Source organism: Roseivivax isoporae LMG 25204 (assembly GCF_000521865.1).
Lineage (GTDB): Bacteria > Pseudomonadota > Alphaproteobacteria > Rhodobacterales > Rhodobacteraceae > Roseivivax > Roseivivax isoporae.
In genome coordinates, this window is record NZ_JAME01000042.1 from 16,011 (window position 1) to 32,986 (window position 16,976).

At 68.8% G+C, this 16,976-nt stretch carries 15 protein-coding genes; 9 read left to right on the forward strand and 6 right to left on the reverse strand.

All coding sequences use genetic code 11. The features are described from left to right. The first annotated feature begins 787 nt into the window (after positions 1-787). Both RISW2_RS19880 and RISW2_RS19885 read left to right on the forward strand, forming a co-directional pair. Complete coding sequence (locus RISW2_RS19880; protein WP_043774269.1) at positions 788-1,780, forward strand: ABC transporter substrate-binding protein; 993 nt, start codon at positions 788-790, stop codon at positions 1,778-1,780. Next, entirely contained in the window at positions 1,780-3,468 is a 1,689-nt protein-coding gene (locus RISW2_RS19885) for an ABC transporter permease (protein ID WP_043774271.1), read from the forward strand. The genes RISW2_RS19880 and RISW2_RS19885 overlap by 1 nt, the downstream gene beginning before the upstream one ends. On the opposite strand, the gene RISW2_RS19890 is transcribed toward RISW2_RS19885, so the two are convergent. Beyond that, positions 3,412-4,500: an ABC transporter ATP-binding protein gene (locus RISW2_RS19890; protein ID WP_084615480.1), complete on the reverse strand. Its 1,089-nt coding sequence runs from the start codon at positions 4,498-4,500 to the stop codon at positions 3,412-3,414. The genes RISW2_RS19885 and RISW2_RS19890 overlap by 57 nt on opposite strands. Positions 4,501-4,715: 215 nt before the next feature. Here RISW2_RS19890 and phnD point away from each other — a divergent pair, with 215 nt between their 5' ends. The 4 genes from phnD (at position 4,716) to phnE (RISW2_RS19910) (ending at position 8,163) form a co-directional block, all read left to right on the forward strand. Continuing rightward, the gene (phnD, locus tag RISW2_RS19895; protein WP_043774273.1) at positions 4,716-5,666 is read left to right on the forward strand and encodes a phosphate/phosphite/phosphonate ABC transporter substrate-binding protein; all 951 of its coding nucleotides are present in this window, start codon (positions 4,716-4,718) and stop codon (positions 5,664-5,666) included. Positions 5,667-5,735: 69 nt separating this feature from the next. Further along, positions 5,736-6,557: a phosphonate ABC transporter ATP-binding protein gene (gene phnC / locus RISW2_RS19900; protein WP_043774275.1), complete on the forward strand. Its 822-nt coding sequence runs from the start codon at positions 5,736-5,738 to the stop codon at positions 6,555-6,557. After that, entirely contained in the window at positions 6,554-7,357 is an 804-nt protein-coding gene (gene phnE / locus RISW2_RS19905; protein WP_043774277.1) for a phosphonate ABC transporter, permease protein PhnE, read from the forward strand. The genes phnC and phnE (RISW2_RS19905) overlap by 4 nt, the downstream gene beginning before the upstream one ends. Further along, complete coding sequence (gene phnE / locus RISW2_RS19910; protein ID WP_043774279.1) at positions 7,354-8,163, forward strand: phosphonate ABC transporter, permease protein PhnE; 810 nt, start codon at positions 7,354-7,356, stop codon at positions 8,161-8,163. Before phnE (RISW2_RS19905) ends, phnE (RISW2_RS19910) begins: the two co-directional genes overlap by 4 nt. A 16-nt stretch (positions 8,164-8,179) precedes the next feature. Here phnE (RISW2_RS19910) and RISW2_RS19915 read toward each other — a convergent pair whose 3' ends face one another. Further along, entirely contained in the window at positions 8,180-10,261 is a 2,082-nt protein-coding gene (locus tag RISW2_RS19915) for a M13 family metallopeptidase (protein WP_043774280.1), read from the reverse strand. A 167-nt stretch (positions 10,262-10,428) separates the two neighbouring features. Next, entirely contained in the window at positions 10,429-11,952 is a 1,524-nt protein-coding gene (locus RISW2_RS19920; protein WP_051492187.1) for an HTTM domain-containing protein, read from the reverse strand. Positions 11,953-12,040: 88 nt separating this feature from the next. On the opposite strand from RISW2_RS19920, the gene RISW2_RS19925 reads away from it, so the two are divergent. The 3 genes from RISW2_RS19925 to RISW2_RS25510 are packed head-to-tail and all read left to right on the forward strand — an operon-like array spanning position 12,041 to position 13,319. Beyond that, positions 12,041-12,427 (forward strand): DCC1-like thiol-disulfide oxidoreductase family protein, encoded by a 387-nt coding sequence (locus RISW2_RS19925; RefSeq protein ID WP_043774282.1) that lies wholly within the window; start codon positions 12,041-12,043, stop codon positions 12,425-12,427. A gap of 60 nt (positions 12,428-12,487) precedes the next feature. Continuing rightward, a complete protein-coding gene (locus RISW2_RS19930) occupies positions 12,488-12,781 on the forward strand; it encodes a hypothetical protein (protein WP_156943902.1) in 294 nt (97 codons plus the stop codon). A 40-nt stretch (positions 12,782-12,821) separates the two neighbouring features. Beyond that, entirely contained in the window at positions 12,822-13,319 is a 498-nt protein-coding gene (locus tag RISW2_RS25510; RefSeq protein WP_211238727.1) for an EF-hand domain-containing protein, read from the forward strand. A gap of 438 nt (positions 13,320-13,757) precedes the next feature. Here the strand turns inward: RISW2_RS25510 and RISW2_RS19940 are convergent, their stop codons facing one another. Genes RISW2_RS19940 through RISW2_RS19950 form a run of 3 tightly spaced genes read right to left on the reverse strand, consistent with a single transcriptional unit; the run spans position 13,758 to position 16,285 of the window. Continuing rightward, complete coding sequence (locus RISW2_RS19940) at positions 13,758-14,252, reverse strand: RidA family protein (protein ID WP_043774290.1); 495 nt, start codon at positions 14,250-14,252, stop codon at positions 13,758-13,760. Next, positions 14,253-14,705: a c-type cytochrome gene (locus tag RISW2_RS19945; protein WP_051492188.1), complete on the reverse strand. Its 453-nt coding sequence runs from the start codon at positions 14,703-14,705 to the stop codon at positions 14,253-14,255. Between the two features lie 5 nt (positions 14,706-14,710). Continuing rightward, complete coding sequence (locus tag RISW2_RS19950; protein WP_043774291.1) at positions 14,711-16,285, reverse strand: NAD(P)/FAD-dependent oxidoreductase; 1,575 nt, start codon at positions 16,283-16,285, stop codon at positions 14,711-14,713. Positions 16,286-16,976 lie beyond the last annotated feature (691 nt).

A 16,976-nucleotide genomic window follows, 5' to 3' on the forward strand; every position in this document is an offset into this window, starting at 1 on the left:
CAGGCGGCATTCCACGGAATGGACTTTCGAGCCAGATGGAAAACGCATGATATCAGAACCCTGCGATCGCCGGCGCAGCAAGTAGAGTGCCACACGAGTTGGTTCTTGGGGCCGACCTACGAAAGGGGATTGGAGATGGCATTGGCTACGTTCCAGCGGAATTCTCAGACCGCACGGTCCGAGCGTTGTACATGCGGGAGGAACGCGGCGGTGCAGGATGTCATGGATCCGGTAACCGGGACTGCGCGCTGACGAGTGGGAGGCGACGCTGGCGGTACGCTCACACGTGTATGACCCTTCGCCGAGGCTCCGGTCGCATGGCCGCCTGGAAACACTCGTCCCCACCGAATGATCCCTCACGCGGGATTCCTCACGGCGTTGCGGACGGGCTTCAGGCTTGTGCCGGGGCTCAAGACGATCCAGCCACCTCAGTTCTGCCGAACTTCTCGAAAACACGGGGGGAAGTTTCCCGTGGTCAAGAATGATGGCTCTCGATGACTCCGCCGCGATTCTGGCAGTTGGTCAATTTTGCGCAGCGTAGCAGCGTAAGAGGGGTTAAACGGCTGCCGTCGCCACCAGATCGAAACAAGGAGGTTCGGCAACATGGATCTTCTCGCTTCCATACTCAGTTGCAGGAGGGCAGGAGTGCTGGGCGACAAGATGCGCGGACCGACAACCGACATCCGCAATCGGCGGTTGGGCACGTTCCCAAAAGTGGTCCCCCCCGTTCGCAGACCTGTCACATAGCGCTGATAGCCCGCCCCTGATTTCAATTCGGGAGTGATCCATGAACCGTACCGCTGCCATCGCCCTTGCCGCGGCCCTCGCCGCCGTGCCGGCCGTTGCACAACAATCCGGCGAAAGCCTGTCCGGATCGCTCGTGCTCTACACCTCGCAGCCCGATCAGGATGCACAGCAGACCGTCGACGCCTTCAACGAGGTCTATCCCGACATCGACGTCGAATGGGTCCGCGACGGCACCACCCAGATGATGGCGCGCCTGCGGGCGGAGTTCGAGGCGGGCCAGCCGCAGCCCGACGTGCTGCTGATCGCGGACACGGTGACGATGGAGAGCCTCGAGCAGGAAGGCCGGCTGATGGCCTATACCGACGCCGACGTCTCGGCCTACGACGAGGGCCTGATGGACCCCGAGGGCTACTATTTCTCGACCAAGCTCATCACCACCGGCATCGTCTACAACGAAGCCGCCGAGATGGTGCCCCAGAGCTATGCCGACCTGCTGGAGCCCGCGGCCGAGAACAACATCGTCATGCCCTCGCCGCTCGAATCGGGCGCGGCGACGATCCACATGGTCTCGCTCACCGGCCTGCCGGAGCTTGGCTGGGACTATTACCAGGGCCTCGCCGACCAGGGCGCCATCGCGCAGGGCGGCAATGGCGGCACCTACCAGGCGGTGGCCGGCGGTCAGGCGCTTTACGGCTTCGTCGTGGACTTCCTCGCGCTGCGCAACATCCAGGACGGCGCGCCGGTCGGCTTCGTCTTCCCCGAGGAAGGCGTCTCGGCGGTGACCGAGCCGGTGGCGATCCTCGAGACGGCGCGGAACGTCGAGGCGGCGCAGGCCTTCGTCGACTTCCTGCTGTCGGAGCGGGGCCAGGAACTGGCCGCGGCGCAGGGCTACCTGCCGGCGCATCCCGACGTGGCGGCGCCCGACTACTTCCCCGACCGCTCGACCATCAAGGTCATCGATTTCGACCCGGCGGAGGCTCTGGCCAACGACGCCGCGTACAAGGAGCGGTTCGCCGAGACCTTCGGCGGCTGATGCCTGCCCGACCCCGCGGCGAGGGCATCGCCCTCGCCGGACTTCTCGCGGTGGCGGCGGCGCTCTTCGTGCTGCCGCTCGCGCGTCTCTTCGCCACCGGCCTCGCGGGCGGCTCGGGCCCGGTGCTCGAGACGCTGCGGTCGGACGCGACGCGCGGAGCGCTGCTCAACAGCCTCGACAGCGCGTCCGTCTCGGCCCTGAGCGCGCTGGCGCTCGGCAGCGCGCTCGCATTCGTCATCGGCCTGACCGACCTGCGTGCCAAGGGCGTCTTTGTCTTCCTGCTGCTCCTGCCCATGATGATCCCGCCGCACGTGACGGCGATCTCGTGGATCCAGGCGCTGGGCCCGTCGAGCCCCGTCCTCGGCTGGGTCGGCCTGCAGCCCAAGATCGGCGTCGCGCACCCGCTCTATTCGCGCGCGGGGGTCATCGCGCTTCTGACCCTCCAGCACACGCCGCTCGTCTTCCTCGTGGTGCTGGCAGCGCTGCGCGGCCTGCCGCGCGAGATGATCGAGGCCGCGCGCATCGCCGGGGCGGGTCCGAGACGGCTCCTGCGGCGGATCCTGCTGCCGCTCCTCGCGCCGTCGCTGATCGCGGCGCTGGCGCTGGCCTTCGTCTCCGCGCTCGGCAATTTCGGCATCCCGGCGCTCCTCGGCATCCCCGGCCGCTACGTGACGTTGCCCGTGCTGATCTGGCGCCGGCTCGCGGGTTTCGGCCCGAGCGTGCTGACCGACGTGGCCACCCTCGCCATGCTGCTCGCGATCGTGGCGGTCCTGGCCGTGACGCTGCAGACGTGGCTCCAGCGCCGCGCCCGGTCGGGGCTGATCGGTCCGCCGCAGCCGGCGCTGCGCATCACCCTCGGCCGCGCGCGGCCCATCTGCGAGGCGGCGCTCGCGCTCTTCGTCGCGGCCGTGCTGGCCTTGCCCCTTGTTTCGCTCGTCGCCACCGCGCTGGTGCCGACCTACGGCGTGCCGCTGACCCTCGAGAGCGTGACCTGGGACAATTTTGCCGAGGTGATCCTGCGCCAGAGCGCGCCGGCGCGCGCCTTCGCCAACTCGACGCTGCTCGCCGGGACCGCCGCGCTGGTCCTCGCGGGGCTCGCGGCGCTCGTCGCGCTCTTCGGCGCGCGGCGGGACCGGCTGGGGCGCGCCACCGGGACCGGCGTCGCGACGCTCGCCGAGATGAGCTACGCGATCCCCGGCATCGTCATCTCCATCGCCTTCATCCTGGTCTACATCCGGCCGATTCCGGGCACCGGCCTGTCGCTCTACAACACGCTCGCGTTGATCCTGCTGGCCTACCTGACCGCCTATTTCGCCGTCGGGCTGAAGCCCGTGGCCGCCGCGGCGGGCCAGCTCGATCCCGCGCTCGACGATGCGGCGCGGGTGGCGGGCGCGCGCTTCGGGCGGCGCCTCTGGCGCGTGCACCTGCCGCTTCTCGCCCCTGCCGCGGCGTCGGGCGCCATCCTCGTCTTCCTCACCGCCTACAACGAGGTCACGGTGTCGGCGCTGCTCTGGAGCCGCGGCAACGAGACCATCGGCACGACGATCTTCAACTACGAGGACGGCGGCTACACCACGCTCGCGGCCGCCATGGCGTCGGTCACGGTGCTTGCCACCGTGGCTCTGATGACCCTACTCGACCGGCTCGGCCGACGCCTGCCGCCCGGCGTCGTGCCCTGGCGTCTCTGAGGCCGGCCCGGGCAGGACCCAGGCCGCTTCGACCGACAGCGCCAGCGTCTCGCCGTCGCGGAGGGGCGAGGCGCTCGCGACGGGCAGCGGATCTGCGAGGCCCTCGACCGCCGCGAGCCCCTCCCAGGAGCCGCCGCGGTAGAACACCCGCTCGAGCCGGCCCGGGAACGGACCCGCGCCGAGCCGGACGTCGCCGGGCCGCACGACGACCCTGGCCTGCCCGGGCGGGGCCGTGCCCTCGGCCGTGACGGAAACGCGCTGGCCGCCGAGCGATGCGCCGCCCGTGCCGTCGATCTCCGCGTCGAGAACGGCGGCGCGGCCGATGAAGCGCGCGACCTCCTCGCTCGCTGGCCGGTCGTGGAGGTCCTGCGGCGTCGCCACCTGCTGGAACCGCCCGCGCGCCATGACCGCCACGCGGCTGGCGAGCGCCATTGCCTCGCGCTGGTCGTGTGTGATGTAGAGGGTCGTCGCGCCGGCCTCGCGGTGAAAGGCGTGGATCTCCTCTTCCATGACTGCGCGCAGGTGCGGGTCGAGGTTCGCGAGCGGCTCGTCCATCAGGATCGTGCGCGCCCCTCCGGCCAGGCAGCGCGCCAGCGCCACGCGCTGACGTTGGCCGCCGGACAGCTCCGCCGGCCGCCGCGTCGCGAAATCCTGCAGCGCGACGGTGGCGAGGTGCCGCTCCGCGCCGGCGCGGGCGGCCTTGCGCGACTGGCCGGCGTTCTCGATGGGAAAGGCCACGTTGTCGCGCACGTCCATGTGCGGCCAGAGCGCGTAGGACTGGAAGACGACGCCCACGTTCCGCGCCTCGGGCGGCACGTGCAGGCCGGGCCCCGCCACGCGGCGCCCGCCGAGCGCGATCTCCCCGGCGTCGAGCGTCTCGAGACCCGCGATCATCCGCAGGAGCGTCGACTTGCCGCAGCCCGACGGGCCGAGGACCACGAAGAACTCGCCGTCCGCGATCTCGGCGGTCACGCCGTCGACCGCCGCCCTGTCGCCGAAGGTCTTGCGGATGCCGCTCAACGATACCGCCATGGCTTCCTCCTGTCGCGTCGGCGCCTGTCTCGGGGCCGGGCCCGCGACAGTCAAGGCCGGATGCCCCCGTGCCCGCGGGCGGCGGCTGCGAGAGGCACGCATCCGTTCGGGGCGCCCCGCGGTCCGCGTCGCAAGGACAGGAAATTCCCTCGGGATTACTTGGCTGTCACATTCGGCACGTAGGCGGGGCCCGACAGCAATGACAGGGGAACCTCATGAAAACGCTCAGCCTGGCCACGGTCATCGCAAGCCTGCTCGCCGCCGGTACCGCGCACGCCCAGTTCGCTCTCGGCGATCGCTACGTCGACAATGACGGCGACCTGATCGCCGACATCCCCGAGGACGAGTCGCAGCTCATCGACCCGGACACGCTCATCTTCGCCTATACGCCGGTCGAGGACCCGGCGGTCTATGCCGAGGTGTGGCAGGGCTTTCTCGACCACATGTCGGAAGTGACCGGCAAGGAGGTCCAGTTCTTCCCGGTGCAATCGAACGCCGCGCAGATCGAGGCGATGCGTGCGGGCCGCCTGCACGTCGCCGGCTTCAACACCGGGTCGAACCCGCTGGCCGTTGCCTGCGCCGGTTTCCGGCCGTTCGCCATGATGGCGGCCGAGGACGGCTCGTTCGGCTACGAGATGGAGATCATCACCTATCCCGATTCGGGCATCGAGGAGATCGCGGACCTCGAGGGCGAGACGCTCGCCTTCACCTCCGAGACGTCCAACTCGGGCTTCAAGGCGCCCTCGGCCATCCTCAAGGCCGAGTTCGACATGACCGCCGGCGAGGATTTCGAGGCCACCTTCTCGGGCGCGCATGACAGCTCGATCCTCGGCGTCGCCAACCAGGACTACATCGCCGCCTCCATCGCCAACTCGGTCAAGGCGCGGATGATCGAGCGCGACGTGATCTCCGAGGACCAGATCGAGGTGGTCTACCAGTCCCAGACCTTCCCGACGACGGGCTACGGCACGGTCTACAACCTGACCCCCGAGCTGCAGGACAGCATCCGCGAGGCGTTCTTCAGCTTCGACTGGGAAGGCACCGCGCTCGCCGAGGAATTCGGCCAGAACGGCGAGGACCAGTTCATCGAGATCTCCTTCCAGGACGACTGGGAAGTGATCCGCACCATCGACGAGGCCAACGGCGTCTCGTACGACTGCAACTGAGCCTCCCCTTCCGGCCCAGATCGACGGGCGGCTCCGGCCGCCCGTTTTTCGTTCGACGAGGAGACCGCGATGCTGCACCTGAAAGGTGTGTCCAAGACCTACACGAGCGGCGACCCGGCGCTCAGCGACGTGACGCTGTCGGTGCCGAAGGGCCAGATCCTCGGCCTGATCGGGCCCTCGGGCGCGGGCAAGTCGACCCTCATCCGCTGCATCAACCGGCTGGTGGAGCCGAGCGCGGGAAGTGTCACGCTGGGCGACGTGGATCTCGTGCGCCTCGGCAAGGCCGACCTGCGCCGCCAGCGGCGCCGCATCGGCATGATCTTTCAGGAATACGCGCTGGTCGAACGGCTGACAGTGATGGAGAACGTCCTGTCCGGGCGGCTGGGCTACGTGCCCTTCTGGCGCAGCTTCCTGCGCAGGTATCCCGCGCGCGACGTGCAGACGGCCTATCGCCTGCTCGACCGCGTGGGGCTGATGGACCGCGCCGACAGCCGGGCCGACGCGCTCTCGGGCGGACAGCGCCAGCGCGTGGGCATCGCCCGGGCGCTGGCGCAGGAGCCCGAGCTTTTGCTGGTGGACGAGCCGACCGCGAGCCTCGACCCCAAGACCTCGCGCCAGATCATGCGGCTCATCACCGAGATCTGCGCCGAGCGCGGGCTGCCGGCGATCGTCAACATCCATGACGTGCCGCTGGCCCAGCAGTTCATGCAGCGCATCGTCGGCCTGCGCGCGGGCCGCATCGTGTTCGACGGCCCGCCCTCCGAGCTGACCGAGGACGCGCTGACCGAGATCTACGGCGCCGAGGACTGGAACGCCATGCGCCAGGGCGATGCCGAGCAGGCCGAGGCCGAGGCGGACGCGAAACGGCGGATGGAGGCTCTGGCGCAATGAGCACGGCCTATCCTGCCACCTGGCGCAAACCGCCGCAGCTCATCCGGTCGACGCGCTGGCGCTATGCCGTCCAGCTCGGGATCGCGCTCTACCTCGCGATGGCGCTCGGCACGATCGAGGTCGACTGGTCGCGCGTGGCCGAGGGGCTGGCGCGCGGGCAGCGTTTCGCCGCGGGCTTCCTGCAGCCGGATTTCACCAGCCGCTGGACGGACATCTCGCGCGGGCTGATCGAGAGCCTGACCATGACGCTCACCTCCACGGTGGTGGGCGTGCTGATCTCGGTGCCGATCGGCATCGGCGCGGCCGCCAACCTCGTGCCCGCGCCCGTCTACTATGTCTGCCGCGGGATCATCGCGGTCAGCCGCGCCCTGCAGGAGGTCATCATCGCGATCTTCCTCGTGGCCATGTTCGGCTTCGGCCCCTTCGCGGGCTTCCTCACCCTGTCCTTCGCCACCATCGGCTTCCTGGCCAAGCTTCTGGCCGACGACATCGAGGAGATCGAGCCGGGCCAGGTCGAGGCCGTGCGCGCGACAGGCGCGTCGTGGGCGCAGCTCGTGGATTATGCCGTGCAGCCGCAGGTCATGCCGCGCCTGATCGGCCTGTCGCTCTACCGGCTCGACATCAACTTCCGCGAAAGCGCGGTGATCGGGATCGTCGGCGCGGGCGGCATCGGCGCGACGCTGAACACCGCGATCGACCGGTACGAATACGACAGCGCGGGCGCGATCCTGCTGCTGATCATCGGCATCGTCATGATCGCGGAATACGGCTCCAGCTACCTGAGGAAGTTCCTGCAATGACCGCCGCCCCCTATTCCGAGATCTGGCACCGCAGAACGCCGCGCGCGCGGCTCGTGCGCTGGATGGGCTGGCTGTGCCTCGTCGCCCTGTTCGTGTGGTGCTGGCAGGTGATGACCGAGACCACCATCTGGGCGTTCGTCACCGACGCGCCCCGGCAGGCCGCGGATATCGGCGGCCGGATGTGGCCGCTCGAATGGGGCTACGTGCCCGAGCTCCTGCTGCCGCTCTGGGACACGATCAACATCGCGACGCTCGGCACGCTCGGCGGCGTCGCGATGGCGTTTCCCATCGCCTTCCTCGCGGCGCGCAACACCACGCCCTCGGCCATGGTCCTGCGCCCCGTCGCGCTCTTCATCATCGTGGCGTCGCGCTCGATCAACGCGCTGATCTGGGCCTTGCTGCTGGTGGCGATCATCGGGCCCGGGCTCCTGGCCGGCATCGTCGCGATCGCGCTCAGGTCCATCGGCTTCGTCGGCAAGCTGCTCTACGAGGCGATCGAGGAAACCGACGCGCGGCAGATCGAGGCGGTCGCTGCCACGGGCGCGAGCGGTCCGCAGGTCCTGAACTACGGGATCCTGCCGCAGATCATGCCGGCCTTCTGGGGCATCTCGGTCTTCCGGTGGGACATCAACATCCGCGAAAGCACGATCCTCGGCCTCGTCGGAGCAGGCGGCATCGGTCTCAAGCTCAATGCCTCGATCAACACCCTCGCATGGGACGAGGTCGCGGTGATCCTCCTCCTGATCCTCGGCACCGTGGTCGCAAGCGAATGGGTCTCTGCCCGCCTGCGTCGAGCGATCATCTGATCGGCCGGCCCTGCCGCTACCAGATGTTCACGCGCTTCTCGGGCGCGAGCCACATCGGGTCGCCCTCGACGATCCCGAATGCCTCGTAGAAGGCGGGCAGGTGCTGGAGCGGCGCCACGGCGCGGTAGGCGGGGGCCGCGTGCGCGTCGGTGGCGGTGATCGACCTGAGGAAGTTCTCGGCCACCTCTGCCGTCCAGGTCTGCGACCACGACACGAAGCAGCGCTGGTCCGGCGTCAGGCCGTCGATCGTCACGTCGGCCTCGGGATGGTCGGCCAGGTAGCCGCGGAGGGCCTCGTGGGCGAGCGTGAGGCCGCCCACGTCGGCGAGGTTCTCGGTCACCTCGAGCGCGCCGTTGCCGAAGAGCCCCGGCAGCACCTCGAAGGCGTCGGTCTGGGCCACGAGCTTCCGCGTCTCGGCCGTGAAGGCGGCGGTGTCCTCGGGCGTCCACCAGTCGGCGATGCTGCCTTTCGCATCGAAGGCGCGGCCGAAGCTGTCGAAGCCGTGGGTCATCTCGTGGCCGATCACCGCCCCGATCCGGCAGAAGTTCACCGCCGGATCGCCGCCCGCGTCGAACATGGGCGGCAGGAGGATCGCAGCGGGTATCTCGAAGCCGTTGAGCTGGGGGTTGTAGCCGGCATTGACGACGGTCGGCAGGGTCGCGCTCGGGTCCGAGAACGCGTCGAACACCACCGGGCCGCCGAAGCGCGCGTGCTGGAGGTCCTTCCGGAAGGCGACGGCGTTGTCGACGTTGGCGACGAGGTCGCTGCCGATCTCGACGCCGGAATAATCGAGCCAGGTGTCGGGGTAGCCCACGCGGATCGTGAAGGCGTCGAGCTTTTCGGCCGCGGCCGCGCGGGTCGGTTCGGACAGCCATGCCCGCGTCGGGATCCGGCGGGCGAAGACCTCGCGCACCCGGGCGATCATGTCGGTGGCGGCGGCCTTGTCGGCCTCGGTGAAGGTGGCGGCGACGAAGATCTGACCCACGGGATGGCCGAGCACGCCCGCGATCAGGGCGAAGGCGCGGTCACCCAGCGGCTCCAGCGTCGAGGTGCCGAGCAGCGCTTCGCCGAGCGCGCGGCCCGGCTCGTCGAACGCCGTCGTGAGCACGCCCGAATAGCCCACGACGAGGCTCACCGCCGCGTAATCCTTGAGGTCCTCCAGCGACCGCTCGCGCAGGACCCTGGACAGGACCGGGAAATAGCGCGGCTCGGGCACGGTCACGGTGTCGGGCGCCGCGTAGCCCATCGCCTCGAAGACGAGGGACAGGTCCAGCTCGGGGATCTGCGCCTGCAGCGCGTCGAGCGGCATGACGTTGTTGATGAGCGCGGGATCGTTCGCCTCGAGCGGCGAGAGTTCGCCCGCATGCAGCTCGACCTCGATCGCCACCGCGAGGTCGGCAAGGCGCGCGGCCTCCGCCGGCGACCGGCCGGCGATCTCCATGACCTGCCGGAGATAGGCACGGTAGGCTTCGAGACGCGGCGCGCCGGGCGGCTCTTCCAGCACGTCCTCGAAGGTGAGGCCGAAGGTGCCGCTCGAGGCGAACATCGCGTAGCTGCGGCTGTCCGCGAAGTCGATGTCGGGCCCGACCCGCAGGAGCAGCGCCGGTGCGGCGGTGGTCCGGGCGAAATGTCCGATCAGACGGGCCAGGTCGTCGCGCGAGCGCACCGCCGCGACGGCGTCGAGATGCGGCTGAAGCGGCGCGATCCCGGCCGCGTCACGCGCGGCGACGTCCATGTAGGCATTGTAGACCGTGCCGACCTGGGCCTCGGGGCTTCCCGGTGCGGCGATGTCCGCATTCCTGCCGGCCGCCGCCAGCAGGTCCGCCATGATGGCCTTGTTGCGCGCGCCCAGCGTCTGGAAGATGCCCCATTCCACGAGCGTGTCCGGACGTTCGTTCCGGTCGAGCCACGCCCCGCCGGCATAGCGGCCGAAATCGACCCGCGGATCGACCGAGAGGTCCATGTTCTCGACCGAGAACGCGAGCTCGTCCGGCGTGGGGGCGGCGCGCTCCCCGGCCGCGAGCGGCGCGGCGGCCGCGATCGAGGTGACCAGGAGGCCGGAGGCGAAGGGCGTGAGGGCAGCGCGACGGAAAGGCATGGCAAGGGATCCACGAAATCGGCCAACGGGTGCAGCACGTGAGGCGCCCGCGCGTGAGACCGGCCCGTGCCGTCGACATCCGAGCGCGAACGAGGCTCGCGGATTTCTCGCGCCCGCCCGTGCCTGCTGTCTATCCGGTTCGCGAAAGCGCCAGGCCGCTCGGCCGGTCACATCGTGTCGGTGCTTGCCCCCGGGAGCGCGGCGGGCTGCCGGGGGCCGGTGCTCGCGCCGCGGCCGGTCAGGTCCGGTCGCGGCGGAAGGACCAGAAGCTCCCCGTCGTCGTCGAGGAATCCGGACGCCCTCGTGTCCGCCACGCCCCAGACCGGGACGGCGAGCGGCATCACCCAATCGTCGGGCGACAGGTAGGCCAGCGGCACGGCGGTGAGGTCGACCGCAGGATCGACGAAATGCTGCGCCGCGCGACCGTTCAGGGATTTCCGGATCTCCGCGCGGACCGCCACGTCGCGGTAGCCCGCGTCTTCCCAGACGTCCTCGAGGTAGCCCGCGAACTGGTGGACCATGTCGGCCCGCACCATCATCTTGTCCGCCTGCCGGGCCGTCAGGTATTCGGTCGGGGCCACCGTCCAGTGCTGCCCGTCGGCGGCGACGACGAAGCTGCCCTCCGCCTGCCGGTCGTAGATGCGCATCCGCCAGGAGAAGCGGTGCCCGTCTCCGCTCCAGCGCACCTCGGTCGGGAAGTAGGCCGCGCGGAGGGGAAGCGCGACCTGAACGGCGATCCATCCGGCCATGGCCACCAGCGCGGCACGTGGCAGGGTCCGCGGGGCCGGAAATGCGGGCGGGGCATAGGGCGGCAGCGCCTCGAACCGGCCGAGCAGCCAGCGCGCCGCGCGCCGCGGCCAGTCCGGCGCGAAGAAGATCGTGGTCGCCGCGATGGTCAGCCACGGAAAGATGCCGATGTTGAAGAACATGGCGTTGGCGCCGTGAAAGACGCAGTAGACCGCGAATGTCGCCAGCCGCGTCCGGTGCCAGAGCAGCAGCGGCGCACCGAGCACGTGCAGCGCGACCGTCCCCCATGTGCCCGCGAGGATCACCCAGTCGTAGCGGAACAGGGCGCCGAGGGCGACATCGTCCGCCTGGTTCCGCAGCCACAGGCCCAGCGGCTCCCCGGCCAGCCAGTCCGGCGTCAGCTTCACCAGACCGGCGAAGACCAGCATGATCTCCATCTGCGCGCGCAGGATGAAGACCGCGGCATAGGGAACGTGGTCGCGCCGGACGCGCGGTCGCAGACGCGCATCGAGCGACAGCGTCCGGTGTGCCGGCAGGACGCACAGGAGGACCAGGAACAGGAGGACCAGGTAGAAATGGTTGAGGTACTCGGCCTTGTCGAGAAGGAAGAAGTACCCGAAGCTCAGCGTCAGCGCGACGATGGCCACCCGGTAGAACAGCCCCAGCATCACGAGCAGCGCCGCCAGCCCCATGCCGAGCCAGGCCAGCTGGATGTAGGGCTCGGGGAGCGGCGTGACCCAGCCGAAGCCCGGATAGGTGAAGTGGAAGTCCGGCGCGATCCAGTAGCGCCATATCCGATCGTACCTGATGAACCGCCAGCAGTCCCAGACCAGAAGCGCGCCGAGCGCGATCCGGAAGACCGCGAGCGACAGGGCCGGGACAGGGGTCGAAAGGGCGTCCGTCGCGCGCCCCCAGAACTGCGCCGCACGGTACCTCGGGATCATCTGTCCTCTCCGTCCGTCATGCTCCGGGGAATTACGTCCGGCGGCACACGTTATTCCCGCATCCGCCAGACGACCGGGAGCGAAGGCCATGAGCGATCACATCACCGTCCTCTATGACGGGCACTGCCCGTTCTGCGCATCCTACACGTCGATGCTGCGCCTGCGCGCCTCGGTCGGCCGGGTCGACCTGGTCGACGCGCGCTCGGACGATCCCCGCGTCGCCGCGGCGCGCGCCGCGGGCCACGATCTCGACGCGGGCATGGTGGTGACGTGGCGCGGCCGGCAGTTCCACGGGCGCGACGCGGTGCACCTTCTCGCCACCCTGTCGGCGCCGGGGGGGATCCTGAACGACCTGCAGCGCAGGGTCTTCGCGTCGCCGCGGCGGGCGGCCCTCGCATATCCGGTCCTCGCGCGGGGCCGGCGCCTCTTCCTTCGGCTGGCCGGGCGTCCGCCGATCGGCACGCGGCGGGAATAGATCCCGGCCCCGCCCGTACTCCTTCCGAGCCGCAGGACCGGCTCCGAAGGAGGAATGACCATGCGTTACCTTGGAACACTCGCGGCGTCCGGCCTGATGTCCGCCGCTCTCGGCCTCGCGCCGACGCCGACGCCGGCACAGGAGGCCGACATGATCCTGCGCCTCTTCAACGGCCTGATCGCGAACGAGTTCGCAGCCCGGCGCGGTGACATCCGCGGCGCCTATCGCGACGACGACGATGACGACGGGTACCGACGCCATCGCCACGACGACGATGATGACGGCAACCGGCGCGCCCGGAACGACGACGATGACGACGGTCGCTGGCGCCGCCGGAACGACGACGACGACTGATCCCTCGCGCACCCGCACGACCCATCCCATGGAGGAAAAGATGAAGACCACCCACTTGCATGCGCCCCTTCTCGTCGGCGCGCTCCTGCTCGCCTCGACATCGGCCGTGGCGCAATCGGCGCGGTTCTCCGACGTCGACCGGAACGGGAACGGCGTCCTGTCCTACGAGGAACTGGTTCAGAGCTTCGGCCGGCCCGGCGCCGACAGCCTGTGGTCGCGCGGCGGCGGAGACCCGCTGTCCCGGGGCGACGTCACCCGCATCAACCAGAGCCGGGACGACGACGACGACGACGGCCGGCGTGGCCGCTCGGGCCGCGACGACGACGACGACGACGGCGGCCGCGGCGGCTCGGGCCGCGACGACGACGACGACGACGACGGCGGGCGCGACGGCTCGGGCCGCGATGACGACGACGATGACGACGGCGGCCGTGGCGGTTCCGGAGGCTCCGGCGGGGATGGAGGCGACGACGATGACGACGGCGGTCGCGGAGGCGACGACGGCGATGACGGCGAAAGTGACGACGATGACGATTGAGGCGCGCGGCCCTCGCTCGTGCTCACCAGACGACGGCACCGCACGGCCCGAGGGCCGCTCCAGGCGCAGCACCCGCGATCGTCAAGGGCATCGGCGCCTGCCTGCAGCGTCGGTGCCTTGCCGATCGGTATAATTATCCCGCATGCCTTTCAGACGGAAACATGAACCGGCGCCGCCGCCCGCGTCGGCTGCCGGTGCGGTCCCAGGCGTTTCGATGCATCTCTGAAGTTCGTTTCGGCGAAAAACTCCGCGTCCGGGAGTACTGGGTCGAAGTGACGAACCGGTAGGACTGAAGATCCGCAAACGCCAATCCGCAATATACGCAGCTTGGTTCATTTGGACCTCGCCGGCCCGCTGATCAAGCGGAGCCGAGAGCGTCGCCGGAGGAGAGGGGGCGGCGCGGGTGCCGCCCCCTCGCAGGTCACGCGGGGTCGGCGGTCACTCGGAGCGGACGGCCACGACCTCGATCTCGACCAGCCAGGACGGGTTCGCGAGGCCCGCGACCTCGAAGACCGAACGCGTCGGCAGGTTCGGCTGCTCCTCCGTGCCGAAATACTGGGTGTAGCCGTCCATGAAGCCTGAGAAATCCATGCCCTCCGCACCTTCCGGCGCCACCAGGTAGACCTGCATCTTGATGACGTCGCCCATGTCGAGGTCGAGGCTCTCGAGCTTCGCATCGATCGACGCGAGCGTCGTCTCCGTCTGCGTGGTCGTGTCCCCCCAGCGCTCGGGAGAGCCGTCCTCGGCGGTCTCGTCCGCCACCTGCGGGACCGTGCCGCTCAGGTAGACGAGGGTCGCGCCGGGCGGCACCTCGACGGCCTGCAGGATCGGGAAGTCCGAATCGGGGATCGGGTGGCGCGTCACCTCGCCGGACTGGGCCGAGGCGATGCCGGCCGAGGCGAGAAGGGCGCAGAGTGTCAGAGTGGACCGCATTCAGTGTTCTCCCGTGGTCTGTTGAGGGTCTTCCGGACGGGCGGAGCGCACCTGTTCGACGGTGGCATCCGACTCGTAGTCGTTCAGGCCGGTCTGGAGGTATTCCACCACCTCGACGATCTGGTCGTCGGACATGATCGGCCCGAGCGCCGGCATGCCCTTCTGGCCGTTGACGATGATGTAGATCGGGTAGCTGGCGAACTCGAGCTGCGGGTTGTCCGCGAGCGCGGGGTACATGCCGGCGCCGAACGCCCCTTCGCCCTCGGGCATGTGGCACCCGGCGCAGACGTTGTCGTAAATCTCCTTCCCCTCCGTGCCGGTGATCGACGTGTCGGAAAAGGTCGCGAGCGGCAGCCCGGTCGCCGCGTCCTCGCGGTCGTCGCTCTGGTCGTCCTGCGCGTACGCCATGCCGGCCGAGAGCACGAACGCCGTGGAAATCATGATCTTCAGCATCTGTCTCATCCGTTCTTGATCTTGTCGTGGAGGCGCGTGATCGCGTCGAGCGACGAGAGGATGGCGCCCTCCTGCCAGGCCGGCAGATACGAGATGTGTTCGCCGGCGCAGACGACCCGGCGGTCGATCTTGGCCGCGGCCTCGTAGTCGCGGTCCTTGTCCTGCCAGATGCCCGAACATCCGAGGACCCATGGCACCTTGTGCCACGACACGCTGACCCCGGTCTTGAACTCGTCGCGGTATTGCGGGTGGATCCGCGAGCCGTATTCGAGGGCGACTTCGAGGCGCTCCTGGGGCGTCATGGCGTTGAACTCGAAACTGTTCGGCCCGCGCCAGGTGTAGCCCCCGAGCAGGACCGCGGGTCCCCCGGACAGGTACCCGGTGGAGGGATAGCTGATCTGGGTGATCGGCAGGTCGGTGTAGCTGACCCCGCCGTAGATGTGCTCGTCCTCTTCCCAGAAGCGGCGGTTGAACTCGAGGCCCCACTTCACCGAGCCGTTGTAGAACATGCTGTCGATGACGGAGCTGAGCTCGCCCGAGAGATTGTGGTCGATCTGGCCGAGGATCGAGAAGGGGATCGTGCAGACGCAGTAATCGGCCGTGGAGGTCTGCTGGCCGCCGCCGCCTGTGTCCTCCCAGGTGACGGTCACGCCGTCCTCGTCCTGCTGCAGCGACAGGACCTTGGCGTTGTAGGTGATCAGGTCGCCCACCTCGCGTTCGAAGCCGCGCGCGATCTGGTCCATGCCGCCCACGGGCTGGAACATGGTCAGCTGGTGGTTCAGCGATTCGTGGGTCGCGAGCCACGTCCACAACCTCGAATCGAGGATCGTCGACAGGTCGATGGGCGCGGTCGGCTCCGGTGCCGCGTCGAGACCGCCGCCCGGGGTCTTCGAATAGCCGCGGTAATACGCGGTATCGAGGCTCTCGACGTATTCGTACTTCTCGTTCAGCACGCCCACCGTCTTCAGGCTTTCGAGCAGCGCCTCCCGGTCGTCTGCCGTGACCATGTCGTCGAGCTTGCCCTGGTCGACCGCCTTCGCGAGCAGTTCGGAGGTATGGCCGCGATGGTCGGTGGCGATCTCCTTGAAACGCACGGGCTTGCCGCCGAACGCGTCCTGGCGGTGCAGGTAGGTGTTGTAGTTCTTCTGGATGAAGGGTTCGAGTTGGACCCCGAGCCGGCGGCAATAGTCGAGGATCGCGTGGTGATAGTGCGGGATGCGCCAGGGCCCAGGGTTGAGGTAGTTGCCCTCGGCGAAGTCGACGTTCTGGGTCTCGCCGCCCAGCTCGGTGTAGCTGTCGCCCGAATGCAGCGTCCAGCAGCGACCGCCGGCCTTCTCGCGGAACTCGAGGACCTCGACCTCGTAGCCCGCGGCCCGCAGTTCCAGCGCCGCGGTCAGGCCGGCGAGGCCCGCGCCGAGGACCAGCACCTTCGTTCCCTCGGGCGCTCCATCGAGCTTGATCGGCCCCGAATAAGTCGAGCCCTGGGCGTGCCCCATGACCGACATTGCATGCAGCATCGCCGCGCTGCCGGCAGCGGTGCCGACGATCTGCAGCATCTGCCGTCTCGAGAGTTCTGACATGGGGTCCTCCTCAGGTTGTGAACCGATGTGAGGTCAACCACGCAAACGCTTCAAAGTTCGCAGGTCAACGCATAGCGGACATGATGCCGCAAGCCATTGCCGGGATTGGGTTTCGCGCTAAGGGCTCCTCCGCGCACGCTGCATGCAGGGAATCCGTGCCCGACGGCGCCTCCCGACGTTCCAAGCCGGGCCGGCGCGATATCCGGCGATTGCTGAATTCATGGGCAGGTTCCGGGCTGACCGGAAGGGGCCGGCAAGCTTGGCGCGTACCCGCGCGCCTCGGCTGCCCGCCGCCGTCAGCCTCGCCCGTAAGGCTGCGCGGACGCTCCGGACGAAGGCGCGCCGGCGGTCATGAAGTGTCTGGTCTGGTGGGGGGCTGCCGGAAAGGAACTGGCGAATGCCAATTTCTACCGAAGGACAGGTTGTGTGGCGGAGAGACAGTCCGTCGAAAATGGAGATGTGTTCATTTTTTAGTATGTAAAGCTGATACTTACATTCTGACTTCTTTCTTGCGTGTAGCAATATGTGTAGCAAAACTCGGTTGTTGATAGGTGGCTTCTGGAGGGCGCAGTAGAGGATCTCAGCGTGCGTGAGGCCCAAAATGCGAGAAACCACCGCGGTAGGACCGGCGAAGGCGTCGCAAGCATCGCTCGTTGCGGGGAACTCAGCGTGACCTGCTCCCCTGAAAAGT